The organism is Luteipulveratus flavus (genome assembly GCF_029439465.1).
Classification (GTDB): Bacteria; Actinomycetota; Actinomycetes; order Actinomycetales; family Dermatophilaceae; genus Luteipulveratus; species Luteipulveratus flavus.
The window spans coordinates 70,226-97,098 of sequence record NZ_JAROAV010000043.1 but is presented as its reverse complement, the minus strand read 5'-3'; the positions used below and the strand labels follow the sequence as shown (position 1 = coordinate 97,098).

Annotated in this window: 27 protein-coding genes; 12 read left to right on the top strand and 15 right to left on the bottom strand. The window is 72.1% G+C overall.

What is annotated here, in order from left to right:
* Positions 1-6 precede the first annotated feature (6 nt).
* From P4R38_RS16610 to ligD, 3 genes are read right to left on the bottom strand one after another with little or no spacing between them, the layout of a single operon-like run.
* Positions 7-852, bottom strand: a complete 846-nt coding sequence (locus P4R38_RS16610) for a P-loop NTPase family protein (RefSeq protein WP_275239415.1) — start codon at positions 850-852, stop codon at positions 7-9.
* A complete protein-coding gene (locus P4R38_RS16605) occupies positions 849-1,430 on the bottom strand; it encodes a GNAT family N-acetyltransferase (protein WP_277193133.1) in 582 nt (193 codons plus the stop codon). The genes P4R38_RS16610 and P4R38_RS16605 overlap by 4 nt, the downstream gene beginning before the upstream one ends.
* A gap of 7 nt (positions 1,431-1,437) precedes the next feature.
* Positions 1,438-2,484 carry a non-homologous end-joining DNA ligase gene (ligD, locus tag P4R38_RS16600; RefSeq protein WP_277193132.1) on the bottom strand — a complete coding sequence of 349 codons (1,047 nt, stop codon included), beginning with the start codon at positions 2,482-2,484 and terminating at the stop codon, positions 1,438-1,440.
* A gap of 146 nt (positions 2,485-2,630) precedes the next feature.
* Here ligD and P4R38_RS16595 point away from each other — a divergent pair, with 146 nt between their 5' ends.
* Both P4R38_RS16595 and msrB read left to right on the top strand, forming a co-directional pair.
* A complete protein-coding gene (locus tag P4R38_RS16595; RefSeq protein WP_277193131.1) occupies positions 2,631-5,033 on the top strand; it encodes a lamin tail domain-containing protein in 2,403 nt (800 codons plus the stop codon).
* A gap of 85 nt (positions 5,034-5,118) precedes the next feature.
* Positions 5,119-5,535: a peptide-methionine (R)-S-oxide reductase MsrB gene (gene msrB / locus P4R38_RS16590; RefSeq protein WP_275239410.1), complete on the top strand. Its 417-nt coding sequence runs from the start codon at positions 5,119-5,121 to the stop codon at positions 5,533-5,535.
* A 6-nt stretch (positions 5,536-5,541) separates the two neighbouring features.
* On the opposite strand, the gene hemQ is transcribed toward msrB, so the two are convergent.
* Genes hemQ through P4R38_RS16570 form a run of 4 tightly spaced genes read right to left on the bottom strand, consistent with a single transcriptional unit; the run spans position 5,542 to position 8,892 of the window.
* Positions 5,542-6,267, bottom strand: a complete 726-nt coding sequence (gene hemQ / locus P4R38_RS16585; RefSeq protein WP_275239408.1) for a hydrogen peroxide-dependent heme synthase — start codon at positions 6,265-6,267, stop codon at positions 5,542-5,544.
* 4 nt (positions 6,268-6,271) lie between these two features.
* Positions 6,272-7,669, bottom strand: a complete 1,398-nt coding sequence (hemG, locus tag P4R38_RS16580) for a protoporphyrinogen oxidase (protein ID WP_277193130.1) — start codon at positions 7,667-7,669, stop codon at positions 6,272-6,274.
* Between the two features lie 43 nt (positions 7,670-7,712).
* Entirely contained in the window at positions 7,713-7,865 is a 153-nt protein-coding gene (locus tag P4R38_RS16575; RefSeq protein WP_277193129.1) for a hypothetical protein, read from the bottom strand.
* Between the two features lie 10 nt (positions 7,866-7,875).
* Positions 7,876-8,892, bottom strand: coding sequence for an ABC transporter permease (locus P4R38_RS16570; RefSeq protein ID WP_277193128.1), 1,017 nt, complete (start codon positions 8,890-8,892; stop codon positions 7,876-7,878).
* 64 nt (positions 8,893-8,956) lie between these two features.
* Between P4R38_RS16570 and P4R38_RS16565 the strand changes: the two genes are divergently transcribed.
* Entirely contained in the window at positions 8,957-9,574 is a 618-nt protein-coding gene (locus tag P4R38_RS16565; protein WP_277193127.1) for a TetR/AcrR family transcriptional regulator, read from the top strand.
* A gap of 26 nt (positions 9,575-9,600) precedes the next feature.
* Here P4R38_RS16565 and yczR read toward each other — a convergent pair whose 3' ends face one another.
* Positions 9,601-11,025 (bottom strand): MocR-like transcription factor YczR, encoded by a 1,425-nt coding sequence (gene yczR / locus P4R38_RS16560; protein WP_277193126.1) that lies wholly within the window; start codon positions 11,023-11,025, stop codon positions 9,601-9,603.
* A gap of 61 nt (positions 11,026-11,086) precedes the next feature.
* Between yczR and yczE the strand changes: the two genes are divergently transcribed.
* Complete coding sequence (gene yczE, locus P4R38_RS16555) at positions 11,087-11,881, top strand: membrane protein YczE (RefSeq protein ID WP_277193125.1); 795 nt, start codon at positions 11,087-11,089, stop codon at positions 11,879-11,881.
* Here the strand turns inward: yczE and hemE are convergent.
* Positions 11,774-12,823 (bottom strand): uroporphyrinogen decarboxylase, encoded by a 1,050-nt coding sequence (gene hemE / locus P4R38_RS16550; RefSeq protein ID WP_409201282.1) that lies wholly within the window; start codon positions 12,821-12,823, stop codon positions 11,774-11,776. The genes yczE and hemE overlap by 108 nt on opposite strands.
* A gap of 131 nt (positions 12,824-12,954) precedes the next feature.
* On the opposite strand from hemE, the gene P4R38_RS16545 reads away from it, so the two are divergent.
* The 6 genes from P4R38_RS16545 to P4R38_RS16520 all read left to right on the top strand — a co-directional run bounded on the left by P4R38_RS16545 (position 12,955) and on the right by P4R38_RS16520 (position 20,621).
* A complete protein-coding gene (locus P4R38_RS16545; protein WP_277193123.1) occupies positions 12,955-13,545 on the top strand; it encodes a DUF3000 domain-containing protein in 591 nt (196 codons plus the stop codon).
* Complete coding sequence (locus tag P4R38_RS16540) at positions 13,542-14,837, top strand: HRDC domain-containing protein (RefSeq protein ID WP_277193122.1); 1,296 nt, start codon at positions 13,542-13,544, stop codon at positions 14,835-14,837. Before P4R38_RS16545 ends, P4R38_RS16540 begins: the two co-directional genes overlap by 4 nt.
* Positions 14,838-14,889: 52 nt before the next feature.
* Positions 14,890-16,131, top strand: a complete 1,242-nt coding sequence (locus P4R38_RS16535) for a thiolase family protein (RefSeq protein ID WP_277193121.1) — start codon at positions 14,890-14,892, stop codon at positions 16,129-16,131.
* Positions 16,131-18,230 carry a 3-hydroxyacyl-CoA dehydrogenase NAD-binding domain-containing protein gene (locus P4R38_RS16530; RefSeq protein ID WP_277193120.1) on the top strand — a complete coding sequence of 700 codons (2,100 nt, stop codon included), beginning with the start codon at positions 16,131-16,133 and terminating at the stop codon, positions 18,228-18,230. Before P4R38_RS16535 ends, P4R38_RS16530 begins: the two co-directional genes overlap by 1 nt.
* A gap of 79 nt (positions 18,231-18,309) precedes the next feature.
* The gene (locus tag P4R38_RS16525) at positions 18,310-19,839 is read left to right on the top strand and encodes a helix-turn-helix domain-containing protein (protein WP_275239394.1); all 1,530 of its coding nucleotides are present in this window, start codon (positions 18,310-18,312) and stop codon (positions 19,837-19,839) included.
* Positions 19,840-19,850: 11 nt separating this feature from the next.
* Positions 19,851-20,621 carry a glycerophosphodiester phosphodiesterase gene (locus P4R38_RS16520; protein WP_277193119.1) on the top strand — a complete coding sequence of 257 codons (771 nt, stop codon included), beginning with the start codon at positions 19,851-19,853 and terminating at the stop codon, positions 20,619-20,621.
* On the opposite strand, the gene P4R38_RS16515 is transcribed toward P4R38_RS16520, so the two are convergent.
* The 5 genes from P4R38_RS16515 to P4R38_RS16495 all read right to left on the bottom strand — a co-directional run bounded on the left by P4R38_RS16515 (position 20,618) and on the right by P4R38_RS16495 (position 24,610).
* A complete protein-coding gene (locus P4R38_RS16515) occupies positions 20,618-20,890 on the bottom strand; it encodes a hypothetical protein (RefSeq protein WP_277193118.1) in 273 nt (90 codons plus the stop codon). The genes P4R38_RS16520 and P4R38_RS16515 overlap by 4 nt on opposite strands.
* Positions 20,875-21,162 carry a hypothetical protein gene (locus tag P4R38_RS16510; RefSeq protein WP_277193117.1) on the bottom strand — a complete coding sequence of 96 codons (288 nt, stop codon included), beginning with the start codon at positions 21,160-21,162 and terminating at the stop codon, positions 20,875-20,877. The genes P4R38_RS16515 and P4R38_RS16510 overlap by 16 nt, the downstream gene beginning before the upstream one ends.
* Before the next feature lie 42 nt (positions 21,163-21,204).
* Entirely contained in the window at positions 21,205-22,206 is a 1,002-nt protein-coding gene (locus P4R38_RS16505; protein WP_277193116.1) for a phosphotransferase, read from the bottom strand.
* A 14-nt stretch (positions 22,207-22,220) separates the two neighbouring features.
* Positions 22,221-24,119 (bottom strand): 1-deoxy-D-xylulose-5-phosphate synthase, encoded by a 1,899-nt coding sequence (gene dxs, locus P4R38_RS16500; RefSeq protein ID WP_277193115.1) that lies wholly within the window; start codon positions 24,117-24,119, stop codon positions 22,221-22,223.
* Between the two features lie 98 nt (positions 24,120-24,217).
* On the bottom strand, positions 24,218-24,610 hold the full coding sequence (locus P4R38_RS16495) for a hypothetical protein (RefSeq protein ID WP_275239389.1): 393 nt from the start codon (positions 24,608-24,610) through the stop codon (positions 24,218-24,220).
* An 87-nt stretch (positions 24,611-24,697) separates the two neighbouring features.
* On the opposite strand from P4R38_RS16495, the gene P4R38_RS16490 reads away from it, so the two are divergent.
* Both P4R38_RS16490 and P4R38_RS16485 read left to right on the top strand, forming a co-directional pair.
* Positions 24,698-25,027 (top strand): ArsR/SmtB family transcription factor, encoded by a 330-nt coding sequence (locus P4R38_RS16490; RefSeq protein ID WP_277193114.1) that lies wholly within the window; start codon positions 24,698-24,700, stop codon positions 25,025-25,027.
* Positions 25,024-25,458 (top strand): SRPBCC family protein, encoded by a 435-nt coding sequence (locus P4R38_RS16485; protein WP_277193113.1) that lies wholly within the window; start codon positions 25,024-25,026, stop codon positions 25,456-25,458. Before P4R38_RS16490 ends, P4R38_RS16485 begins: the two co-directional genes overlap by 4 nt.
* Before the next feature lie 22 nt (positions 25,459-25,480).
* On the opposite strand, the gene P4R38_RS16480 is transcribed toward P4R38_RS16485, so the two are convergent.
* Positions 25,481-26,809 carry a C39 family peptidase gene (locus P4R38_RS16480; RefSeq protein WP_277193112.1) on the bottom strand — a complete coding sequence of 443 codons (1,329 nt, stop codon included), beginning with the start codon at positions 26,807-26,809 and terminating at the stop codon, positions 25,481-25,483.
* Positions 26,810-26,873: the final 64 nt, after the last annotated feature.

The window sequence follows — 26,873 nt, the reverse complement described above, 5'->3', positions numbered from 1 at the left end:
GTCGACTCAGACGGCGACGTGGTCGATGGCGAGCACCGGCCCGCGCAGGGCGGCGCGCTGGTACCCCTCCGGCGTGCCTCGTCGGCTGGCGACGCACCCCGATCGCCCGCACTCGCAGGCGAACTCGGCCGACGGCAGGGTCCGGATGCCCTCGGCCCGCTGCCACAGCAGACCCTGGTGGGCGAGCGCGGCGTTCTCGTACGCCCGCTGCCGCCGTAGGGGCTCGCCGGCCTGGAGCCGAGGCGCTGCGGCGAGCGCCACGGCGAGGGCCTCCTCGACCTGAGCGACGACCAGGCTCCAGTCGGGACGGTCGGCGACCTGGACGTACACGCTCCCGGCGGCCTCCAGCGCGGCGCGCAGCTGACGGAGGACGGCCTCGTCCCGGCGTGCGAGCTGCTCGACCCGTGCCTGCGCCGCGGCGTCCTGCGCCGCGACCGCGCGAGCCCGGCGTACCTGCTGGGTGCGCGCCGGACTGGCCAGCAGCCACACCGCACCCAGCACCGCGAGCGAGCCGGCCGTACTGGGTGTCAGCTGGGGGCCCTCCACCAGCGTCGGCACGCCGCCGACACCGCGACCGTGGATGTCCTCGATCACCAGGGGGACCCGCTCCGCCGAGACCCGGTGCCACATGGCGACGGCGTGGTCGGTGCCGCGGGCGAGCTGGTCGTGCAGCTGCGGCACCGGGTGCATGCGGGGCAGGTGGGCGTAGGTGAACGCGTCGACGTGCTGGCAGGGCAGGTCCCACCGGCGGGCCAGCTGCTCGGCGATGGTCGACTTGCCAGCCCCCTGGATGCCGCCGATCCAGAGCATCGGGGGTACGGGTCGCGCCGGCACCGCTCCGGCCGCGCTCACAGCACCAGCTCCATCACGGGGCGGGTGGGCGAGGTGCGGCCGATCTCCCGGAAGCCTTCGGCGACGAACATCGACATCGTCCCGTGGTAGAGCTCGTCTCCCCCGACACGACCGGTGCGGGCGTCCACGTCGACCGGATGTCCCTCGAGCGACCGCGCCCCGTGCTCGCGCGCGAACCCGATCGCGGACCGCAGCAGCGCGGTCGACACCCCCCGGCGGCGACGCCCGACCTTCACCACGAAGCAGCTGGTGCGCCAGACGTCCTCCACCGGTCGGGAGCCCCGGACGTCGTCGAGGCTCCTGCTCGCGGTCAGTCGCTGGTAGGACCCGAGCGGCCCGAGGGCGACCCACCCGATCGGCACGCCCCCGCCGTACGCCAGCAGGCCGAGGGGACGCTGCGCGCTGACCATCTGGGCGCGCAGCGCGCGCTGGTTGGCGTCCCGGTCCATCGAGAAGTCGCGACCGGTCTGCACGAAGTACTGGCACCAGCACCAGGAGGCGCCGCCACGCGTGCCGAACAGCGCCACCAGGTCCTTCCACCGCTCCTGCGTCAGCGGCTGGATGGTCAGGTCGTCCACGGCAGGCTCACCGGTCGGCCGGGTCGGGGAGGTCGTTCCGCTTCTTGCTGGGCTGCACCCGGCGCGGCTCACCGGGCATCTTCGGGTAGTCCGGCGGGAACGGCATCTCCCCCAGGCCACGCTCCTGCACGTCCTCGTCCCAGAGCGCGAGGGCGGTGGCGACGTCGCCCACCGCGTCGTCCATGCCGGCCCAGGCGTCACCGTCCGCGGCGAGGATCCCGGGCGCGGTCCGTACGGTGTAGTCGCTCACCGCGACGTCCCGCAGGCTCGACCACGGCACCGGCATCGACACCGGTGCGCCGGGCAGCGGCCGCGCGGAGTACGCCCCGGCGATGGTGCGGTCCCGGCACGCCTGGTTGAAGTCGACGAAGATACGCTCGCCCCGCTCCTCCTTCCACCAGGCGGTGGTCACCAGGTCCGGCAGTCGCCGCTCCAGCTCCCGGGCGATGCCGATCACGCCGTGGCGGACCTGCAGGATCTCGTGGGTCCGCTCGATCCGGGCGTACACGTGCAGACCACGGCTGCCGCTGGTCTTGACCCACGGCGTCAGCGAGAGCGACTCCATCAGCTCCCGCAGCGCCAGCGCCGCCTCGACCACGTCGGCGAACGCCCGGCCCGGCTGCGGGTCCAGGTCGATGCGCAGCTCGTCGGGGTTGTCGTTGTCGTCGCTGCGCATCGGCCACGGGTGGAAGGTGATGGTGTTCATCTGCACCATCCACACGGCCGAGGCGATCTCGTCGATGACCAGCTGCGGGTGCTGGCGGCCCGAGGGATAGGTGCACATCGTCGTGCGGGTGTAGTCCGGGACGCCGCGCGGCGGGTTCTTGGAGAAGAACTGCTCGCCGTCGATGCCGCCGGGGAACCGTTGCAGCGCCACGGGCCGGTCGGCGTTGGCCCGCAGGAACGGCTCCGCGACCGCCACGAGGTACTGCGCCAGGTCGAGCTTGGTGACGCCGTCGTCGGGCCACAGCACCCGGTCGGGGCTGGAGACCCGGACCTCGCGCACCCCGTCGGGACCCGGAACCTCGAGGACCTGCGCCTTCGCTGGGCTCATGTCAGGACTGTATAGAGCAGCACCGACCCCGCACGGGCCGTTCGCGGGAGTGAACAGTTGCCAACCGTTACGTACGTTGACCCACTCGGGCCGCTCCTGAGTCCTAGAGTCGCTGAGTCCACCGACGTCACCGCAAGAAGGTCCACATGCAGCCTGCTCCGCGCCGACGGCTGGCCGCGACGATCACCACCTCGTCGCTCGCCCTTGCCGCTCTCGCCCTCACCCCGTCGGCCCACGCCGCATCGCCCGATCTCGTGGTCGCCGAGGCCTACGGCGGCGGCGGCAACTCCGGCGCCCCGTACGCCTCCGACTTCATCGAGGTGTTCAACCGCGGCTCCGCCCCGGTCGACCTCACCGGATGGTCGGTCCAGTACTGGTCGGCGAGCGGCACGACCGCACAGCGCACCCCGCTGACCGGCACGATCGCGCCCGGCCGGCACTACCTGGTCAAGGAGGCGGACGGCGCGAACACCTCGGCCGCGCCGCTGCCGACGCCGGACGCCACCGGCACCATCGCGATGTCCTCCAGCGCGGGCCGCGTCGCCGTCGTCAACCCGGCCGGCCAGGTCGTCGACCTCGTCGGGTACGGCAACGCCAGCGCCTCCGAGGGCGGCACCGCCCCGGCGACCAGCAACACCACCTCGGTGTCGCGCACCAACCCGTGCGTCGACACCGACAACAACGCCGCCGACTTCACCGCCGGCACCCCGGCCCCGCAGACCTCGGCCACCGCCGCCGTCACCTGCACCGACGGCCCGCCGCCCCCCACGGGCGTCGTCGCCACCGTCGCCGAGGTGCAGGGCGCCGCGCACATCTCGCCGCTGAACAACCAGCTGGTCCGGGACGTCGCCGGCGTCGTCACGGCGGTGACCTCGAACGGCTTCTGGATCCAGTCGACCACCCCGGACCAGGACCCCGCGACCAGCGAGGGCGTGTTCGTCTTCAGCCGTACGGCTCCGACCGTGGCCGTCGGCGACGCCGTCACCGTGGCCGGGACCGTCACCGAGTTCCGCTCGGGCGGTTCCGGTGGCAACGACAACCTCACCACGACCGAGATCGCTTCGCCGAAGGTCACGACGACCTCCAGCGGCAACCCGCTGCCGACGGCCGTCGTCCTCGGTGTCGACCGGGTCGCGCCGGCCCAGACCGTCGAGGCCGGCAACCCCGGCTCGGTCGAGAAGCCCGGCGTGCCGTTCGACCCCGCGACCTCCGCGATCGACTTCGACGAGTCGCTGGAGGGCATGCGCGTCGGCGTCCGCGACGCCGTCGCCACCGGCCCGACCAACGAGTCCTACGGCGAGCTGCCCGTCGTTCCGGGCCAGCAGGTGCAAGCGCAGCGCAGCCGCAGCGGTGGCGTGGTGTACGGCGGGTACGACCAGCCGAACTCCCAGCGCATCATCCTGGACGACCCGCTGCTGCCCAAGGGCGCGATGCCGGTCGTGAACGTGGGCGACACGCTGACCGGCGACACCGTCGGCGTCATGGACTACGGCTTCGGCAACTTCAAGCTGCTCGCCACCCAGGTCGGTACGGCTTCCTCCGCGGGTCTGCAGCGGGAGACCACTGCGACCCAGACCAACAACCAGCTGGCCGTCGCGACCTTCAACGTCGAGAACCTCGCCCCGAGCGACCCGGCGACCAAGTACGAGCGGCTCGCCGGCCAGATCACCCACAACCTGGCCTCCCCCGACGTCCTGGCGCTCGAGGAGATCCAGGACAACAGCGGTGCCGCCGACGACGGCACGGTCGACTCCTCGGCCACCGTCGACAAGCTCGTCACCGCGATCAAGGACGCCGGCGGCCCGGCGTACGAGGCGCGCTGGATCGACCCGCAGAACGACACCGACGGCGGGCAGCCGGGCGGCAACATCCGCCAGGTCTTCCTGTACCGCCCGGACCGTGACGTGGAGTTCGTCGACGTCACGGGCGGCGACGCGACCACGCCGACCACCGTGGTCGGCACCGGGAAGGGCACGACGCTGTCGGCCTCGCCCGGCCGCATCGACCCGGCGAACCCGGCGTGGAACAGCTCGCGCAAGCCGCTGGTCGGCCAGTTCCGCTTCCGCGGCAAGTCGGTCTTCGTGATCGCGAACCACTTCGCGTCCAAGGGCGGCGACGACCCGCTGTTCGGTCGCTGGCAGCAGCCGACCCGCTTCTCCGAGGCGCAGCGGCACGAGCAGTCCCGCGCGGTGCGTGGCTTCGTCGACAAGCTCCTCTCGGCGGACGCCCAGGCCAACGTCGTGGTCCTGGGTGACCTGAACGACTTCGAGTTCAGCGAGACCGCGAACATCCTGGTCGGCTCCGGCTCGACGGCGCTGACCGACCTGCCCCGCACGCTGCCGGCGAACGAGCGCTACTCGTACGTGTTCGACGGCAACAGTCAGGTGCTGGACCACATCCTGATCAGCCCGGCTCTGCTCAAGGCGCCGGCCGGGTCGCACGGCCCGGCGTACTCCTACGACATCGTGCACACCAACAGCGAGTTCCACGACCAGGACTCCGACCACGACCCGCAGGTCGTGCGGCTGCAGCTGCGCGGCGGCAGCTGACACCCGACGCAGGGCAGCATGAACGGCCGGGCGGGAACGACCGCCCGGCCGTTCGTGTTGACCACTGTGACGAGAAGGAGGACGCATGACCGAGCAGACGTCGTACCCGGTGACCCGTTCCGAGCAGGAGTGGCGCGAGCAGCTCTCTTCCGAGGAGTTCCACGTGCTGCGTGAGGCGGGCACCGAGCGCCCGTTCACCGGCGAGTACACCGACACCGAGACCGAGGGCGTGTACAGCTGTCGCGCCTGTGGTGCCGAGCTGTTCCGCAGCACCACCAAGTTCCACAGCCACTGCGGCTGGCCGTCGTTCTACGCCCCGTCGGAGGACGACAACGTCGAGCTCATCCAGGACCGTTCGATGGGGATGGTCCGGACGGAGGTGCGCTGCGCCAGCTGCGGGTCGCACCTCGGCCACGTGTTCGAGGGCGAGGGGTACGCCACGCCCACCGACCAGCGCTACTGCATCAACTCCGTCAGCCTGCGGCTCGAGCCGCAGGCCTGAACGGCCTCAGCGCAGGCGGGCGACCAGGTCGGCGAGCTCGACGCGGGGACCGGTGAAGAACGGGATCTCCTCGCGCACGTGCCGCCGGGCCTCGGTCGCCCGCAGGTCGCGCATCAGGTCGACGATGCGGTGCAGCTCGTCGGCCTCGAACGCCAGGATCCACTCGTAGTCGCCCAGCGCGAACGACGCGACCGTGTTGGCCCGCACGTCCGGGTAGTCGCGGGCGGCGACGCCGTGGTCCTTGAGCATGGTGCGCCGCTCCTCCTCCGGCAGGAGGTACCAGTCGTAGGAGCGCACGAACGGGTAGACGCACACGTACTTGCGGGTCCGCTCCTCGGCGAGGAACGCCGGGATGTGCGAGCGGTTGAACTCCGCCGGCCGGTGCAGCGCGGCGTTGGACCAGAACGGCTCGAGGTGACGGCCGAGCTCGGTGGCCAGGAACGCGCGGTACGCGGCCTGCAACGACTCGATGTCCTCGGCGTGCCACCAGATCATCAGGTCGGAGTCGGCCCGCAGGCCACCCACGTCGTAGACGCCACGGACGACCACGCCCTGCTCGGGAAGCCCGTCCAGCAGGCGCTGCGCCTCCTCGAGGAGCGCGCCACGGTCGCGCGGCAGCTCGCGCGCGACCCGGAAGACCGAGTACATCGTGTAGCGGATCGTGTCGTTGATCTCGTTGATCTTCTTCGCGCCCGGCCGCAGTGCGGTGGCCTGCTCGGTGTCCTCGGTCATGCGCTCATTGTCCGACCCGCTCGGCGCGGACCCGCAGGCGGGTGATGGTGCGCTCCGCGGCGGAGCGGCCGGAGGCGATGCACGCGGGGATTCCGACGCCCTCGTACGCCGCACCGGCCAGGGCGAGCCCGTCGACGCGAGCCACGTCCTGCTGCACCGAGGCGATCCGGTCCAGGTGACCCACCGCGTACTGCGGCAGACCGCCGCCCCACCGCTGGACGTGGGTGTCGACGGGGTCGGGCAGCGAGCCGAGCGCGGACCGCAGGTCAGCCAGCCCGAGCCGTACGAGGTCGGCGTCCTCCCGCTGCAGCACCGCCTCCTCGCCCTGCCTCCCGAGCGAGACGCGCAGCACGAACAGGTCGGCGGCGGCGGCGGACAGCCACGGCCACTTGCCCGAGCTGAAGGTCGCGGCCTTGATGGCGTGCCCGTCGACAGGAGGCACCAAGAATCCGGAACCCACCGGGACGGCCCCCAGGGCGGACCGCTCGAACGCCATCGTCACCACGGCCATCGAGGCGTACTCGATCTCTCCCAGCAGCCGCGCGGCGTGAGGCGCGACGTCCGTCAGCAGGCGACTCGCGGGACGGGCCGGCACCGCGACGACGACCGCGTCGGCGGCCACGGCTTCCGGCAGCGGGACGGGTCCGGTGACGACGTCCCATCCGCCCGGCGTCCGCTTGATCTCGCGCACGGTGACTCCCGTACGGACGACGCCGCCGCGCGCGGTGAGCGCATCGGCGAGCAGCTGCGGCAGCCTGCCCACGCCGCCCTCGATACCGGCGAAGACCGGACGCGCAGGGCCGCTGGCCGCTCGCGCGCCCGCCTCGGCTGCGGTGGCCGTCAGGGACCGGCCGTGCCGTGCCGCCTCGAGCAGCGTCGGGACGCAGACCTGGGCGGACAGTCGACGCGCGTGCCCGGCGTAGACCCCGCCGAGCAGGGGCTCGACCAGCCGGTCGACGACGGCCGGTCCGAGCGCGCGGTCCACGAGGTCACCCACCGAGACGTCACCGGTCACGTCGAGTGGCTGCTCGTCGAGCGCTCGCTCGATCTCGTCCGGCAGCAGGACCCCGGTCGCGTCCGTGGGCCGGGACGGGACGCCCATCAACGTTCCTGCCGGCAACGGCACCAGGGCCTCGCGTGACCACAGGCGGGCGCCGCCGGGCGCCGGGTGGGTCGGCGCGACGCCGAGCTCGTCCAGCAGCTCGACGGCCTCGGGCCGGCGGGCGAGCATCGACTCCGCGCCGACGTCCACCTGCACTCCGGCGACCTCGTCGGTCCGCAGCCGGCCGCCGACCGCCGCCGAGCCCTCGAGCACCGTGACCTCGTGCTCGCTGTGGGTGCGCAGGTGCCAGGCCGCGCTGAGTCCCGCAACTCCCCCACCGACCACGACCACCTTCGCCATGCCGGTCAGCGTCTCACCGGAAGCGGGTCAGGTGGGGACGGGGTCAGGCGGAGCAGCCGTTCGGCGGGATCAGCGATGCCGGCTCGTCGAACCACAGCCAGTAGCGGTTGTTGCCGCTGACGTTGCCCGGGTCGGCGATGTACGCGTGCTTGCAGGCGGGGGGCCAGCAGACGCGACGTCTCGGCCCGGCGGGCACGGTGGGTGGGCTAGGCGCTGACGAGGTGTGCGGGGTGCGCATCCGTCACCGAGCGACGAGGAGAGCGCAGGTGCGCGGCCCAGCACGCGACGAGCCCGAGCACCGCCCAGGCGAGCAGGACCAGGAGCGGGCCACCGGACCCAGCACCGTCGAAAGCACTGACCGATCGGAGCAGCGAGACGAAGGCGCCGGGCGGCAGCAGCTGACCCACGGTGGACCAGCCGTCGGGGAGCATCTCGGGAGCGGACGCGGCCGCGGACAGCGGGTTGCCGAGCAGCATCATGGTGGCGGCTCCGACCCCGAGCCCCCGGATCCCGAACAGGCCGTGCAAGCCGGTCAGGGTCAGGGCGATCGCTCCGACGCCGAGCGCCGCGACGGCGCTCAGGACCCAGAAGTCGCCGCCCACGGCGCCCAGCCAGGTGTGCAGGACGAGTGCCATCACCACACCCGCGGACAGCGCCAGGACCACCACGGCCACCGCCCGGCGCAGCTGGTGGCCGGTCAGCAGGTCCAGCACGGTCGTGGCGAGAGTGCCGCCGATGATGAGGGGCAGGACGCTGGTGGACACGGCGGCTCCGCGCGGGTCGTTCGCCGGAGCCGCCACCAGGTCGTGGACGTTCCGGGTCGAGCCCGCCGCGCCGGTCGTCCCGAGCTGCTGGCCGAGCTGGGTCAGGATCTGGGCGACGGCGGGCGAGGCGGCGGACGCCGTCACCACCCGAGGTCCGTCGGTGCCGTCCAGCTCGACGACGCCGTACACCTCCCGGTCTCGCACCGCCTGCTCGGCTGCGGACGCGCTGGCGAAGTGCTCCAGGTCGAAGCCGCCGGGCTGACGTGCGTCCAGACGCTCCTGCACCTGGACGGTCGCCGCGGCCGGCCCCGTCACCGCGACCGGCAGGTCCCTGGGGTGGGAGCGTGCGCTCGGCCAGGAGAACGCGACGAGCACCAGTCCGACGACGAGGGACAGACCCAGGGCTGCCCCGAGCAGCCGGCCCCAGCGTGCCAAAACCGAAGATTCGTTCGTTTTCATGCGCTCACCATGCGCCGCCCCGCGAGTCGCTGTCAAGAACGAACGTTCGGTTTAGGATGGCGACATGCCGAAGGTCACCGAGGAGCACCGCGCGGCTCGGCGCCGCCAGATCATGCGCGCCGCCTGGGTCTGCTTCGCGCGCAACGGGTTTCACGCGACGAGCATGGCCGACGTCATCGGCGAGTCCGGACTGTCGGCCGGCGCCGTCTACGGGTACTTCCGCAACAAGGAGGACCTCATCCAGCAGGCCGCGGAGGCGACCGTCGGCAGCATCGGAGATCCCGTCGCCCGCGACCTGGCCGCGCTCGACCCTCCGGACCTCGGCCGCGCGGTCGTCATCGCCGTCGAGCACGCCACGTCCTTCCTGGTCGAGGAAGGCTTCGACAAGTCCCCGGTAGCCGTGCAGGCGTTCGGGGAGGCGCTGCGGTCGCCGGCCCTGCTCGCGCTGGTCCACGGCGCCCACAGCGCGATCCGGACCGAGCTGACGTCGGTCGCCCGACGGGCGCAGCAGCAGGGCTTGCTGGCCGCAGACGCCGACCCGGAGCACGTGGGCGCCGCGATGTTCGGCCTCCTGCCCGGCCTGCTCATCCAACGAGCCATTCTCGGCGTGGACACCCAGGACTACTGCGACGGCATCCGCGCCCTCGTCGGTCTGCCGGCGCATCCCGCTCCGCCGGCCTGACCGCGAGCGCCGGCCGGGAGGTGGCCTCAGCGCGTCCCGTCGTGCGCGACCACCTCGCGCCACGCGGCCACGATGCGTTCGACCGCCACCTCCAGCTGCTCGGCCGGCAGGGCGTACGGCGTCCGGACCCATCGCTCCAGGCCCTGGCCCTCGACGGCGAACGCAGACCCCGGGGCGAGCAGGACGCCGCGCCGCTCGGCCGCGGCGGACAGTGCGGACGAGCGCGCCACCGGCAGCCGCCACCACAGCGAGAGGCCACCGGAAGGCGACAACGCCCGCCAGCCCGGCAGCTCCCGCGAGATCGCGCCGTGGACGAGGTCACGACGCTCCCGCAGTCCTCGTCGCGTGTCGTCCGACAGGCCGGGCCGCGTCTGCAGCAGGTCGGCGACCACCAGCTGCTCCAGCACCGGCGGCGCGAGGTCGAACGTCGTGCGAGCCCTGGCGACCGCGCCGACCAGGTCGCGCGGCGCCCGTACCCAGCCGATCCGCAGCCCGCCCCAGTGGGACTTGCTCACGCCGCCGACGGTGATCGCACCGGGCGCGTGCGCCGCCATCGGCCGGACGGACGGCTCGTCCTGCAGCCACAGCTCGCAGAGCGTCTCGTCGACCACGCCGACGACGCCGTGCCGCTCCCAGATGCCGGCCAGCCGAGCGCGTTCGTCGTCGTCCATCAGGGTGCCCGTGGGGTTGTGGAAGTCCGGCAGCGCGAGCATCGCCCGCGGGCTCGACGCAGCCGCCCGCTCGGCGATCGCCTCCAGGTCGGTCCGGCCGCTCTCGGCCGGGACGGCCAGCAGCCGGACGGCGTCCTGGCGCAGGCTCGCCAGCGTCCCCGGGTAGCTCGGGCTCTGCAGCAGCACCCGGTCGCCGCGGTGCAGCACCGCCCGGAAGGCGGCGACGCAGCCGGCGAGCGCGCCGGTGGTCACGACGACCTGGTCCGACCGGGTGGGCACGCCCCGCTCGCGGTACCGCTGCGCGACGGCCTCCCGCAGCTCGGGGACGCCGAGCGGGAAGTAGCCCATCCCACCGGTGTACGCCCCCAGCCGCTCGACCGCCCGCTCGAACGCCGCAGCCAGACCGGGCTGCCCGCTGGGCGCGGCGCTGCGCAGGTCGATCACGCCACTCGCGTGTTCACCGAGGTCGTGCAGCGGCAGCGGCTCGGCCGCGCCGGAGACCGGACCGCCCGGGATCTGCACGAGCGTTCCCGACCCGTGCCGGGCGCGGGCGTACCCCCGTTCCCGCAGCTCGGCGTACGCGCGCGAGACCGTCGTCCGGCTCAGCCCGGTGGCGGTGACCAGCTCTCGCTCGCTCGGCAGCCGGGTCCCGTGCAGCAGTCGGCCGTCCGCGACCAGGAGGCGGACCGCGTCGGCGAGCCAGGCGTACGACGGCGTCCGCGCGTCGGGCGGGCCGGCCATGGCGACGAGGCGGTGGGCACTGATCCGAGGTTCGGGCACGAGGCCACTCTGCTCGAAGTGGCACTCGACAGCAAGGCCACTTCGACGCGAGGCTGGTCTGGTGCCTTCACTTCCGCGGACATCCAACCGCTCCGCCACCCCCACGCTGATCCGGCTGACGCCCGGTGAGCAGCTGCGCGCCGGCCGGCTGCCGCAGCGGCTGGTCCGGCTCATGGTCGGCCTGACCCTCTACGGCACGGCGATGGCGATGATGGTCCGCGCCGGGCTCGGCCTCGACCCGTGGGACGTGCTGCACATCGGCATCGCCGAACGGACCGGCCTGTCGATGGGCACGGTCGTCATCGTCGTCGGCTTCGCGGTCCTGCTCCTGTGGATCCCGCTGCGCCAGTGGCCGGGCCTGGGGACGGTGGCCAACGCCGTGTGGATCGGCATCGCCACCGACGTCGGCCTGCGGCTGATCGGCGAGCCGGACCCACTGTGGGCGCGCATCCTGCTGATGATCGCCGCCGTGGTGGTCAACGCCGTCGGCGGTGCCCTCTACATCGGCAGCCAGCTCGGCCCGGGTCCGCGAGACGGTCTGATGACCGGCCTGCACGCGCGTACCGGTCTCAGCCTCCGGCTGGTCCGCACCTCGCTGGAGCTCACGGTGCTCGCCGCCGGCTGGCTTCTCGGCGGCGTGGTCGGCGTCGGGACCGTGCTGTACGCCGTGCTGATCGGACCGCTCGTGCAGCTGTTCCTGCCGTGGTGCACGGTCCGCCTGGACCCCGAGCGCGTCCGGCGCGTGCGCTCAGCCGGCGGACCGCTCGTGGACGCGGGCGACGACCCGGGTGAGGACGTCGGGATCGGTGCTCGGCAGCACGCCGTGCCCCAGGTTGAAGATGTGACCGGGAGCTGAGCGCCCCGACTCCAGGATCTCGTCCACCGCTCGGGCCAGCGGCTCCCAGGGCGCGAAGAGCAGGGCCGGGTCGAGGTTGCCCTGGACGGCGTACCTGCCGCCGGTCCGGGCGACCGCCTCGCTGAGCGGGATCCGGAAGTCGACCCCCACGACCTCTGCACCGGCAGCGCCCATCGCTGCGAGCAGCTCGCCCGTCCCGACGCCGAAGTGGATCCGCGGCACGTCCAGGTCGGCGACCGCGCCGAGCGCCGCCGCGGAATGGGGCTGGACGAAGCGCTCGTAGTCGGCCAGGGACAGCGCCCCGGCCCAGGAGTCGAACAGCTGCAGGGCGGACGCGCCCGCCTGCGCCTGCACCCGCAGGAACTCCCCGGAGATCTGGGCCAGCCGCGCGCACAGGGCGTTCCACAGCTCGGGGTCGCCGTGCATGAGGGCCTTGGTCTTCTCGTGGTTGCGCGACGGGCCGCCCTCGACGAGGTAGGAGGCGAGGGTGAACGGCGCCCCCGCGAACCCGATCAGCGGCGTCCCACCGAGCTCGCGCACCAGCATCCGCACCGACTCGGTGATGTCCGGGACGTGCTCGGGCGTGAGCTCCGGGATCCGATCGAGGTCGGCGCGCGTGGCGACCGGCGACGCCACGACGGGACCGACACCCGGGACGATGTCCAGGTCGATCCCGACGGCGGCCAGCGGCACGACGATGTCGCTGAAGAAGATGGCCGCGTCCACGCCGTGCCGGCGGACCGGCTGCAGGGTGATCTCGGTGACGAGCTCGGGCGTGCGGCACGCGGTGAGCATCGGCACTCCCTCGCGCACCTTCCGGTACTCCGGCAACGAGCGCCCCGCCTGCCGCATGAACCACACCGGCGTGTGCGGGACGGGAAGTCCGCGGGCGGCTCGCACGAGGGCGCTGTCTCGGGGATCGGTCGACGTCACGGCGTCGATCGTAGGTGGCGAGCCGTCCCGAGGCGTGCGGCGGCCACGCGGGCAAGACGCCGATCACAGGTGAACGGTGACGACACACCCGGCGGCGTGGCTGGCCACCGCGGCCTGTCGTGCGACATACCCTGTGGTGAGTGAGCAATCGCAACATCTCCGGCGACCCCTCCTCCGCCGAGTTCGATGCCGTCGTGCAGGCACTGTCGGCGGTGCGGCTGCGCCCGGAGGTCAGGCTCACCGAAGTGCCGGCCCCGAGCCGCATCGCCCCGTACGCCATCGCGATGACCGCGGAGGTCGTCCCGACCCACGGCGACCAGGACGAGGAGCTCGCCTCCGGTCGTTTCGTGCTGCTGCACGACCCCGACCGGCCGGAGCCGTGGGAGGGGACCTGGCGCATCGTGACGTTCGCCCGGGCCGAGCTGGAGCCGGAGACCGCCACCGACCCGATGCTCGGTGCCGTCGGGTGGAGCTGGCTCACCGACTCGCTGAGCACGGCGGGTGCCGAGTACGTCGCCGACGCGGGTACGGTCACCCGCGTGGTCTCGGAGAGCTTCGCCGGGCTGGGTGACCGGCCGTCCAGTGTCGAGATCGAGGTGCGCGCGTCGTGGACCCCGGTCGACGACGACATCACCTCCCACCTGCACGCCTGGGGCGCGCTGCTCTGCACGGTCGCCGGTCTCGAACCGCTGCCGGACGGGGTCGTGGCCCTTCCGGGACAGCGCCGATGACCGAGACCTCCACCCCCGACGCCGGCCAGACCTCGGACCCACCGCAGTACCCGGTCCTGGCGGCGCCCGCCGACGGCGTCCCCGACATCGTCGAGGACGAGCGCCGTCTGGTCGCGGCCGCGGAGGCCATCGCCGCGGGGACCGGCCCGGTCGCGCTGGACGCCGAGCGGGCGTCGGGCTACCGCTACGGCGGGCGCGCCTACCTCGTGCAGATCCGGCGGGAGGGCGCCGGCAGCTGGCTGATCGACCCGATCGCCTGCCCCGACCTCGGGCCCGTCCAGGACGCGATCGGCGAGGCCGAGTGGGTGCTGCACGCCGCGACGCAGGACCTCGCGTGCCTCGCCGAGGTCGGCCTGAGCCCGACCCGGCTGTTCGACACCGAGCTCGGCTCACGGCTGGCGGGTCTGCCGCGGGTCGGGCTCGCGGCCGTCGTGGAGCACTACCTGGGCATCACGCTGGCCAAGGAGCACTCCGCGGTCGACTGGTCGACCCGGCCGCTGCCGGAGCCGTGGCTCACCTACGCCGCGCTCGATGTCGAGGTGCTGGTGCAGGTGCGCGACCTCGTACGGGCCGACCTGGAGCGGCAGGGCAAGCTGCCCTGGGCGCTGGAGGAGTTCGACGCCCTCACCTCCTTCACCGGACCGCCCGTCCGCACCGACCCCTGGCGTCGGACGTCGGGGATGCACCGGGTGCGCGACCGCCGGGCCGTGGCCCGCATCCGCGAGCTGTGGCAGACCCGCGACGACATCGCCCGGCAGCGGGACATCTCCCCCGGCCGGGTGCTGCCTGATGCCCTCCTGGTCGAGATGGCCGTCAAGGCGCCGACGACCCCCGACGGCCTGACCGCCGCGCTGGCCGACGCCTCGGCCGGGACGAGCCGGCGCGGGCGCGCCCGTCCGCCGCACCGGTCGGTGGCGCGCTACCAGCGCGAGTGGCTGGCCGCGATCCGCCGCGTGACGACCCTCCCCGACTCCGAGCTGCCGCCGACGACCGTGCGCAGCGACGCTCCCCCGCCGCCGCGCGCCTGGGCCGACCGCGACCCGGTCGCCGCCGCTCGGCTGCTGCAGGTGCGCGAGCAGCTCACCGCGTACGGCGAGGAGCACCAGGTGCCGGTCGAGAACCTGCTGACGCCCGACTACCTGCGCCGCGTGCTGTGGTCGCCGCCGCAGCCGCTGGACGAGGCGTCGTTGCAGGGCGCGCTGGCCACCCTCGGCGCCCGGCCGTGGCAGCGCGACATCGCCGTCCCGCTCATCCTGGGAGCCGTCGCGGACCACCCGAATACTGACCAGTAACAAAGTCCCGTAGAGTGCGACTCACCTAAACGTCACACCTACGGGAGGCATCGTGCCCCGCACGCTCTCAGAGGTCGTCTTCGTCGACGGCGTCCGTACGCCGTTCGGCAAGGCGGGTGAGAAGGGCATGTACGCCCAGACGCGCGCCGACGACCTGGTCATCAAGTGCATCCGTGAGATCCTGCGCCGCCAGCCCGGCCTGCCGCCGGAGAAGGTCGAGGAGGTCGCGATCGCGGCCACCACGCAGATCGGTGACCAGGGTCTGACCCTCGGTCGCGTGGCCGGCCTGCTCGCCGGCCTGCCCAAGACGACGCCCGGCTACTCCATCGACCGCATGTGCGCCGGTGCCATGACGGCCGTCACCAACACCGCGTCCTCGATCGCGTTCGGTGCGTACGACATCGCCATCGCCGGCGGCGTCGAGCACATGGGCCGGCACCCGATGGGCGAGGGGGTCGACCCCAACCCGCGGATCATCTCCGAGAAGCTGGTCGACCCGTCCGCGCTCGTCATGGGCCAGACCGCCGAGAACCTGCACGACCGGTTCCCGTCGATCACCAAGGAGCGCTGCGACCGCTTCGCCGTCGGCAGCCAGGACAAGCTGGCCAAGGCGTACGCCGACGGCAAGATCCAGCCGGACCTGGTGCCCGTCGCGACCCGTCACGACGAGAAGGGCTTCGGCCTGGCCACCCAGGACGAGCCGCCGCGTCCCGGCACGACGGTCGAGGACCTCGCCCAGCTCAAGACGTCCTTCCGCCCGCACGGCAACGTGACCGCGGGCAACGCGGCCGGCCTCAACGACGGCGCCACCGCCTGCCTGCTCGCCTCCGAGCAGGCGGCCGAGGAGCTCGGTCTCCCGGTCGGCATGCGCATGGTCGGCTACTCCTTCGTCGGCGTCGAGCCCGAGGTCATGGGCATCGGCCCGGTCCCCGCGACCGAGAAGGCCCTGGCCAAGGCGGGCCTGACCATCGAGGACATCGGCCTGTTCGAGCTGAACGAGGCCTTCGCGGTGCAGGTGCTGGCGTTCCTGGACCACTTCGGCATCGACCAGGACGACGAGCGGGTCAACCCGTGGGGCGGCGCCATCGCGACCGGTCACCCGCTGGCCTCCTCGGGCGTGCGCCTGATGACCCAGCTGTCCCGCCAGTTCGCCGAGCACCCCGAGGTCCGCTACGGCCTCACCGCGATGTGCATCGGCATCGGCATGGGCGGCTCGGTCATCTGGGAGAACCCGCATCACGCCGACTACGTCGGCTACCAGGGCACGCAGAACGACGAGAAGGGTGTCGCCTGATGAGCACCGAGCTCCCCTCGCACGACGAGGTCGTGACGCACGCGCGCGTCCAGGACGTCCAGCTGCCAGGCCGTCAGGGCACGTTCGCGCTGATCACCCTCGACAACGGCTTCGACCACACCAAGCCGAACTCCTTCGGCCCGCAGGGTCTGACCGAGCTGGCCGGTGTCCTGGACACCCTGGCCCAGCGCGCCGAGGCCGAGGAGATCGTCGGCGTCGGCATCACCGGCAAGCCGTTCATCTTCGCCGTCGGCGCGGACCTCACCGGGGTCCCGTCGGTCAGCAGCCGCGACCAGGCGCTGGAGATCGCCCGCCTCGGCCACGAGACGTTCCAGAAGATCTCCGACCTGTCCGTCCCGACGTTCGCGTTCATCAACGGCGCGTCCATGGGCGGTGGCGTCGAGATCGCCCTGTACGCCGACTACCGCACGATCGCCTCGGACGTCCCCGCGTACGCCACGCCAGAATGCTTCCTCGGGCTGGTCCCGGGCTGGGGCGGCACGTACCTGCTCCCCCACCTGATCGGTGTGGAGAAGGCGCTGACGCTGATCGTCGCCAACCCGCTCGCCAACAACAAGATGGTGAACGGCAAGCAGGCGTTCGAGCTCGGTGTCGCCGACCGGCTGCTGGAGCCGGTCACCTTCCTGGAGGACTCGCTGCTGTTCGCCGGCAAGGTGATCGCCGGCGAGGAGTCCGTCGAGCGCACGCCGGTCGACACCTCCGCCGAGGCGTGGGACACCGTCGTCGAGGCCGCCCGCGGTCAGGTCGACGCCAAGGTCGGCGGTGCGGCACCCGCGCCGTACCGCGCCCTGGACCTGGTCAAGGCCGCCCGGACGGCGCAGCGCGCGGACGCGTTCGAGGCCGAGAACCAGGCGCTCGCCGACCTGCTCATGACCGACGAGCTGCGCGCGGGGCTGTACTCCTTCGACCTGGTGCAGAAGCGCGCCAAGCGGCCGGCCGGCGCTCCGGACAAGTCGCTGGCCCGCAAGGTCACCAAGGTCGGCATCGTCGGTGCGGGCCTGATGGCCAGCCAGATGGCGCTGCTGTTCGCGCGTCGCCTCGAGGTGCCGGTGGTCCTCACCGACCTCGATCAGGAGCGGGTCGACAAGGGCGTGAAGTACGTCCACGACGAGATCGACAAGCTGCTGCTCAAGGGCCGCGTCAGCCAGGACAAGTCCAACCGGCTCAAGGGTCTGGTCTCCGGCTCGGTCACCAAGGACGCCTTCGCCGACGCCGACTTCGTGATCGAGGCCGTCTTCGAGGAGATGGGCGTCAAGAAGACCGTCTTCGCCGAGGTCGAGGAGTACGTCAGCGCGGAGTGCGTCCTCGCGACGAACACCTCCTCGCTGGACATCACCGAGATGGCGGCCGACCTGAAGCACCCGGAGCGGGTCGTCGGCTTCCACTTCTTCAACCCCGTCGCGATCATGCCGCTGCTGGAGATCATCCGCGGCGAGCGGACCGACGACGCCACCCTGGCGACGGCGTTCGCCACCGGCAAGGGCCTGAAGAAGACCTGCATCCTGGTGAAGAACAGCCCGTCCTTCGTCGTGAACCGGCTGCTCGGCCGGTTCATGGGCGAGGCCGGCCGGATCGCCGACGAGGGCACGCCGTTCGAGACGGTCGAGAAGGCGTTCGCCGGCGTCACCCCGATGCCGCCGTTCATGCTCATCTCGCTGGTCGGCCCGGCGATCGCGCTGCACAACAGCGAGACGCTGCACGGCGCGTTCCCGGAGCGGTTCTACGTCTCCCCGAACCTTGCCAAGGTGGTCGAGGCGCGGATCCCGAGCTTCTACGGCTCGGACGGCAAGCCGGAGCAGCAGGTGCTCGACCTGTTCGAGCCGGCCGCGGAGCCGGTCGAGCTCACCGCGGAGCAGGTGCGCGAGCGGGCCCTGGAGGCGCTGGCCGACGAGACCCGCCGGATGCTCGACGAGGGCGTCGTCGAGGCGCCGATGGACATCGACCTGGCCATGATCACCGGTGCGGGCTTCCCGTTCTGGAACGGCGGCGTCACCCCGCTGCTGGACCGTACGGGCATCGCCGAGAAGGTCACCGGCAAGAGGTTCCTGCCGAAGGGTGCGGCCTCCGTCCCCGCCTGATCGTCCACATGGTGAACCCTGCGACGCGCCGCGCGTCGCGGGGTTCGTCATATCTCATATGTGATCTACACTCGCTCGCATGACCGATGACTACCTGGTCCGAGTCGGCACGCTCATCCGCGACGCGCGCCGGCATCGCAAGCTCACCCAGACCGAGCTCGCCGAGGCTCTCCAGACGAGCCAGAGCGCGGTCGCCCGCATCGAGCAGGGCAAGCAGAACCTGAGCCTGGAGACGCTCGCCCGCATCAGCGAGGCACTGGACTCCGAGATCGTCGCCGTCGCCTCCTCCACGCCGCTGAACCTGCGCATCGAGGGCGGCCGCAAGCTGTCCGGTGAGATCGACGTCCGCACCAGCAAGAACGCCGCCGTCGCGTGCCTGTGCGCCTCCCTGCTGAACAAGGGCAAGACCACCCTGCGCAACCTCGCTCGCATCGAGGAGGTCAACCGCATCACCGAGGTGCTCAACTCCATCGGGGTCAAGACGCGCTGGCTGCCGGACTCCAGCGACCTGGAGATCACTCCCCCGGAGCAGTTCGACCTGGCGGCCATGGACGAGACGGCCGCCCGGCGTACCCGGACGATCCTGATGTTCCTCGGGCCGCTGCTGCACGAGTTCGACTCCTTCCAGCTGCCGAACGCCGGCGGCTGCGACCTCGGCTCGCGCACCGTCGAGCCGCACCTGCACGCGCTGCGGGCGTTCGGGCTCGGCGTGGTGGCCTCGCACGGCTACTACCACGCGACGGTCGACCCCACCGTCCACCCGACCCGGCCGATCATCCTCACCGAGCGCGGCGACACCGTCACCGAGAACGCACTCTTCGCGGCGGCCCGGTACGACGGGACGACGATCATCCGCAACGCCAGCCCGAACTACATGGTCCAGGACCTGTGCTTCTTCCTGCAGAAGCTGGGTGTCGAGATCGACGGCATCGGCTCCACGACGCTCACCGTGCGCGGCGTCAAGGAGATCAACATGGACGTGGAGTACCACCCGTCCGAGGACCCGATCGAGGCGATGACGCTGGTCGCCGCCGCCGTGGTGACCGAGTCCGAGATCACCATCAAGCGGGTGCCGATCGAGTTCATGGAGATCGAGCTCACGCTGCTGGAGAGCATGGGCATGAAGTACGAGACGAGCCAGGAGTACGTCTCGGCGAACGGCCACACCCGCCTGGTCGACCTGCGGACCGTGCCCGGCCCGCTGACGGCGCCCAAGGACAAGATCCACCCGATGCCGTTCCCCGGCCTCAACATCGACAACCTGCCGTTCTTCGCGGTCATCGCCGCGTTCGCGCAGGGCTCCACGACGCTGCACGACTGGGTGTACGAGAATCGGGCGATCTACCTCACCGAGCTCACGGCGCTGGGCGCCAAGGTGCAGCTGATGGACCCGCACCGGGTGCTCATCGAGGGCCCGACCCGCTGGCGCGCGGCCGAGGTCATGAGCCCACCGGCCCTGCGTCCCGCGGTCGTCATCCTGCTGGCGATGCTCGCCGCGCCGGGAGTCTCGGTGCTGCGCAACATCTACGTCATCGACCGCGGGTACGAGGAGCTGGACTCGCGGCTGAACCGCCTGGGCGCGAACATCCAGACGTTCCGCGACATCTGAGCGGACCGACGGTGGCCCGGACCGCCTACCTGGAGCACGACGGCACGGTCGCGATGGCGCACCGTGGTTTCTCCCGCGAGGGTCTGGAGAACACCATGGTCGCCTTCGCGGCCGCCGTCGAGCTCGGGTACGCCTACGTCGAGACCGACGTCCACGCGACCTCGGACGGGGTGCTGCTCGCCTTCCACGACAGCACGCTGGACCGGGTGACCGACGGTACAGGCGCGATCCACGACCAGCCGTACCACCGGGTGCGGACGGCGCGGATCGGTGGCCGCGAGCCGATCCCCACGCTGGAGGACCTGCTCGGCGCCTGGCCGGACCTGAAGGTCAACATCGACATCAAGGCCGCGCCGGCGATCACGCCCCTCGTGGAGACCATCGAGCGGCACCGTGCCCACGAGCGGGTGTGCGTGACCTCGTTCTCGGACCGACGGCGGCGTACGGCGCTGCGCCGGCTCTCCCGTCCGGTCGCGACCTCGGCCGGTCAGGTCCGGACGGCGGCGTTCGTCGCGGCCCGCAGCGCCGGTCTCGGCGGCGCCGCCGTGACCGCCCTGCGCGGCATCGACTGCCTGCAGGTACCCGTCCGCAGCGGCCGCGTGCCGATCGTGACGCGCTCCGCCCTGAGGGCCGCTCACGCGGCGGGTGCGCAGGTGCACGTGTGGACCATCAACGAGCCGGACGAGATGGAGCGACTGCTCGACCTCGGCGTCAACGGCCTCATCACCGACCGCGCCGATCTGTTGAAAGACGTGCTGCAGCAACGGGGTTCGTGGTCCTAACGGACCTTCCAGAACCACGGCTGCGTGACCTCGATGGTCCGCGCGACCGCCTCCTTCACCCGGTCGCGGTGCACGATCTGGACGGGCTCATCATCGTGCAGGATCTCGTGGTCGAGGCCGACGTGCAGAGCGTGCAGCACGCGCAGAGTGTTGCTGCTCCACGCCGGTGGCGGTCCGGGCTCGATCGCCGTCAGCGCCGTGCGTACCTCCTCCAGCCACGTGGTCGCCTCGGTCGCCGTGAGCCTCGGGTCGCTCAGCGCCTGAGCCACAGCGCGCGCGACGCGGACCTCTCGAACCAGACGTCCTCCCAGCCGCCGGTCTCCACGAGCACGTCGACGACCAGGGGTGCGAACGACGGCGCCTGGATCTCGTTCATCCGCAGGTGTTTCCGTGCGCGCTCGGCCGCCTGTGACCGCTGGTCCTCGGTGAGCTGGTGGGCCATGACCGCCTCCGCCACCGTGGACCACGCCTTCTCGTCGCGCAGCGCCGGGTCCGGAGAGGTCAGGTCGTCCAGCAGCTGGGTCAGCGTCGCGTCATCCACGCGTCCACCCCATCAGACACGCGCCGGCGCGCGCTCCGCGGGTCAGCCGTCGGCAGTCAGCGCGAGGATCTCGGCGGTCCACTGGTCCGGATGCTCCTGCCACTGGGCGCGTTCCGCCTCGGTGGCGCGGGCGAGCGCGCGGTCCCAGCCGATCAGGCGGGCGACCCGCGCGAGCAGCAAGGCATCGGGAGCGACCCGTCGCGCGTCCTGCGTGGAGAAGACGTCGCTCCAGCCGCTGAGGTACGCGCGCAGCAGCCGGTCGTCCCGCTCGGGGTCGTCGGGCAGACCGAAGTGGTAGCCCGGGCCGCGCAGGGCGATCAGCAGCGATCCCAACGGATTCCCCACGTACGCGTCGTCCCAGTCGAAGAAACGGGCGTTGTGGGCCGCCGTGCTGGAGCCGTCCGCGCAGAAGACGTTGCCCGCGTGCAGGTCGCCGTGCTCGATGGTGAGCGGCAGGCCGACCTTGAGGAGTCGCTCGGCAGCGGCGAGCAGCCTCGCGTCGGCGGCACGCTCGTGGCCGTAGCCGCGGGCGACCCACGCCTGCACCAGGTCCAGCGGCCCGAGCAGCGGCACTCCTGCGTCGACGAGCCGGTCGACGACGCTCACAGACGCGCGCTGCAACCGGGCGTAGCGCCGCAGCACACCGGACCACAGGCTGGTGATCGTCTCCGGAGTGGCGACGTCGCGCAGCTGCGGACCCTGGTCCGGCCCGAGGATCCAGCCCCGCTCGGCGTCGACCGCCCACTGCGGCGCGAGCAGATCAGGGGCGACGTCGCCGAGCAGCCGATGGATGGCGGCCTCGGGAGCGACCTCCGGCACGGCAGCCTTGAACCAGGCCCGCCCGTGATCGGTGTCGATCACCAGCTGGGTCGACCACGGGCGGATCCGGGGCTGTCGTGGTGACACGGGTACCCGGGTGATGCCGCGACGCGGGAGGACGGCATCGATCCATCGGGTCGCCTCCCAGCGCCACCGGTCCGAGGCCCAGACCTGCGTCGCCGGACCGGCCCGGGTCGCCCCGGGCAGCCCGGCGCTCTGCGTCATCGTCGGCGCGCAGGTCAGGCGTGCGGACGCAGCCGATCGATGCTGCTCGGCCGCAGTCGTTCGATCAGAGCCGAGGAGACCACGTCCGGGGTCAGGCCGATCTGCTCCAGGACCTGGCCGCGCGAGGCGTGCTCGAGGAACTCCTTCGGGATGCCGAAGCAGTGGACCGGCTGCTGCTGCCCGTCGGCGCGCAGCGCTGCCGTGACGGCGGCACCCACTCCCCCGGACACCAGGTTGTCCTCGATGACGGCGACCTGCGGCGCGACGCCGGTGATCGCCAGCACGTCCTCGGACACCGGCAGCACCCAGCGCGGGTCGATGACCGTGACCGAGATCCCCTGCGCCTCGAGCTTCTCCGCGACACCGAGCGCCGTGGCGGCCATGACTCCCACACCGATCAGGACGAGGTCCGGGGCGTCGCTGGACTCGCGCAGCACGTCGACGGTGCCGGCACGGCGTACGGCGGTCAGCGGCTCGGCGACGTCACCCTTCGGGAAGCGGATGACCGTCGGCGCGTCGTCGACCTCGACGGCCTCGCGCAGCTGCTGCTTGACCTGCTCGCCGTCGCGGGGCGCGGCCAGGTGCAGGCCCGGGACGATCGAGCTGATCGTCATGTCCCACATGCCGTTGTGCGACGGGCCGTCGCTGCCGGTGACACCGGCGCGGTCGAGGACGAAGGTGATGCCCTGGCGGTGCAGCGCGCAGTCCATCAGCAGCTGGTCGAACGCGCGGTTGAGGAACGTCGCGTACACCGCGACCACCGGGTGCATGCCGCCGTACGCGAGGCCAGAGGCCATCGTGACCGCGTGCTGCTCGGCGATACCGACGTCGAAGACGCGGTTCGGGTACGCCTTGGCGAAGCCGTCCAGGCCGACCGGGATGAGCATCGCGGCGGTGATCGCGACGATGTCCTCGCGCTCGGCGCCGAGGCGGACCATCTCGTCGCTGAACTCATCGGTCCAGATCCGGCCGGACACCTCGAACGGCAGACCGGTCTCGGGGTTGAACTTCCCGATACCGTGCCACTGGTCGTTCTGGTCCTCGAAGGCCGGCTGGTAGCCCCGGCCCTTCTGGGTCAGCACGTGGACGATCACCGGGCCGCCGAACGCCTTCGCCCGGCGCAGCGCCGCCTCCAGCGCCTCGTGGTCGTGGCCGTCGACCGGCCCGAGGTACTTGATGCCGAGGTCCTCGAACATGCCCTGCGGGGCGAGGATGTCCTTGACGCCCTTCTTGACGCCGTGCAGCGTCTCGTACATGGCGCTGCCGACCACCGGCGTCCGGTGCAGGGTCGACTTGCCCCAGTCGAGCATCCGCTCGTACGTCCGGGTGGCGCGCATCGCGGCGAGGTGGTCGGCGAGACCACCGATCGTCGGGGCGTACGACCGCTCGTTGTCGTTGACCACGATCACCAGCGGCAGGTCCTTGTCGACCGCGATGTTGTTGAGCGCCTCCCAGGCCATGCCGCCGGTCAGCGCGCCGTCACCGATCACGGCGACGGTGTGCCGGTCGGTCTCGCCGGCGAGCCGGCGGGCCTTGGCGATGCCCTCGGCCCAGGACAGCGAGGTGGAGGCGTGGGAGTTCTCGACGACGTCGTGGTCGGACTCCGCGCGGCTGGGGTAGCCGGACAGGCCGCCCTGCTTCTTGAGCTTGCTGAAGTCGTGCCGCCCGGTCAGCAGCTTGTGGACGTACGACTGGTGGCCGGTGTCGAAGACCAGTGTGTCGCGCGGAGAGTCGAACACGCGGTGCAGCGCGACCGTGAGCTCGACGACGCCGAGGTTCGGGCCGAGATGACCACCGGTGCGCGACACCGAGTCGACCAGGAAGTCTCTGATCTCCTGCGCGAGATCGTCCAGCTGGTCCGCTGGTATCGCCTTCACATCGGCCGGGCTCGAGATCGTCTTGAGCAGTCCCACGGTCGTGATCGTCCTTCCGTCCAGGTCGGTCGAGTCTACGTGGGTGGACGCATGCCCACCTCCCCAGGTTGAGGGACCTCTCGTCGTTCCCAGGGATCTCACAGCCGCGGGACGAACGTGGTCCCGCGCAGCGCCTGCTGGACCAGCCCGGCGGCACGTTCCGCGGCGCGCAGTCGCCGTCCCTCGGCCGCCAGCTGGTCCATGACGGCCGGCATGGCTCCCTCGGGCAGCTGCTCGCCCAGCTCGACCCGCGCCTTGCGATAGCACTCGCGCATGGCGCGCAGCTGGGCGTCGATGTGGTGCGTCGCCACCCACGCCAGGGCCGACGGGTGACGCTGCCACGCGTCGTACGCGCGGAAGTCGGCCGGGCACTGGTCGAGCAGCCAGCTCGTCGCCGCGCGCTCCCAGCCCGGCGCCCGCGGCGGCGGCACGCCGGGCGGCCAGCCGGGTGGCGTGGCGGCCGGTCGTGCTGCTCCTGGTCCTCGCGGCACCGCTGCTCCTTTCCTCGACGCGTCGCCATAGTAGTACAGGTGTTCGAATCGTTGACGGACTGCTGGCCCGCCGCAATACTTCACGACATGGTGAAGTATGAGGACGGGCTGGACGACCTCGCGGCCGCGCTGGCCGGCACGGGGCGCCGGCAGATCGTCGCCCTCCTCTGCGAGCGACCGGCGTCCACGAGCGAGCTCGCGGACGCCCTCGGGCTGGGCCTGCCCGGCGTCACCCGGCACCTGGACGTCCTGCGCGACGCCGGGATCGTGCGGTCGAGCAAGAGCGGCCGTGTCGTCACCTACGCGCTCGACCCCGAGAGCCTGCGGCCGATGTCGGACTGGATCGACCGGCGCCGCTCGTTCTGGACCCACCAGCTCGACGCCCTGCACGACGACCTGACCCAGGAGAACTCATGACCGAGGAGCTGCGCCTGTCGCGCACCTATCCCGTCGACGCAGACCGCCTGTGGGCCGCGTGGACCGTCCCTGACCGGCTCGTGCGCTGGTGGTGGCGGCACTGGCCCGGAACCACGTGCACCATCGACCTGCGCGTCGGTGGCCGGTGGCGCATCGACGCGCCGCAGCAGGGCATCGCGGTCCACGGCGAGTACGTCACGCTCGAGGAGCCGAGCCTGCTGGCCTTCACCTGGATCTGGCGCGAGGACGGTACGGACGGGCCGGTCGAGCACGTCGAGGTCAGGTTCACCCCGACACCGGAAGGCACCCTCCTGGACCTGCACCACACCGGGATCGCCGACGCGGCCGGCGTCGCCGACTACCGGCAGGGCTGGACGTTCGTCCTGGACCAGCTGGCCGACACGACGTCGGCGACGCCCGCGACCGGCTGAGGCCGGACGCTGGGCGACGGCCTCACCAGGCGCCGGTGCCCTTCGGGAGCGCCATGCCCTCGGGGTGGATGACGTAGACCGTGCCGCCCGAGTGCGGCACCCAGGCGTTCTCGAACTGGCCACGGTTGTAGGTCACCGGCACCTGGGCGTTGTCCGCGATCAGGTGGCTCGCCGGGTCGTTCATGATCGGGTTGCCGGCCCGGTCGAAGCCGCGCAGCACCATCAGGTGGCCGTTCGTGGAGTAGCCCGCGCCGTCCAGCTCGGCCGCCTTGAACGACACCGAGGTGATGATCGGGATGCCGGCCACGATGAGGTCTTCGGCCTCGCGCAGGCTGCGCAGCCGGGTGACGAAGCCGCGCAGGCCGTTGCGGGCCGCGTACGCGGTGTTGAACGGCCAGTTGCCGCAGCCGTCGTAGGCGTTGTCGAAGGTGTTGCGCGCGGCGTAGGCGACCTGCGGGTCCTTCATCGGCGTGACCCACGACAGCTCGGCGGCCGACGGACCGCGGCGCCAGTAGTCCAGCACCATCGCGGTCGAGGTCGGCGAGCACCACGCCTCTCCCCCGTTGTCCCACTGCGGGTACTGCCCCTTGTGCAGCTCCTGCGAGTACGGCGGTACGGCCAGCACGCGCCCGGCACCCGGCCCCGGCACGCTGGTGGGCACCGTCGCGTCGCTCGGCAGCGCGGTGCAGACCGCGGTGACCTGGCGCAGCACCGGGGTCTCCTGGCCGCCGTGCGGTCGCATCAGGCGGACCCGCAGCTGCAGGTCGTTCAGCGTGTGAGTCCCTCGCGTCGCCAGCGTGTCGGTCCACACCGTCGCGATGTCGGTGCCCTGGTCGTCGACACTGGTCCGGAAGATGGCACCGCCCTGGTCCGGATCGGTGCGGCACCACCGGCCGAGCACGAACCATCCGGTCCGCGTGCCGTCCTCGGCCGTGCCACGCACCTCGACCTCGATCCAGCTGCGCTGCGGGGTGTCGGCGTTCCAGGAGGCGATCAGCTCGGTGAGCCGGAAGGTGTTCCTGAGGACCGGCGAGACCCAGGTCCCGACGTCGTACGTCGCGCTCGCCCCGCCGGCGAACGGATCGGCGTACACCCGGGTCGCCGTGGGATGGTGCAGGACGAGTCCCGCTCCGGCCGGGCGCACACCGTCGCGGGCGCCGCGGGCGAAGGCGGCCGGACCGCTGAAACGGACGAGTGCGATCCGGCGGCTGCTCGAGGCGACGTCCGCCACGGCGCGCGAAGCAGCGCCCGTGACGAGCGCGCCTCCGAGGGCGAGGCCGCTCCCGAGGAACGCGCGCCGGCTGAGCCGCACGTCGTCCGGATGAGGCAGATGACGAGAACGATCACTCATCCCGGGCTCCCTGTCCGATGAGGTCTGCTCCGCAGTGGTACGCAGCCGCACCAGGTCCTCCCCG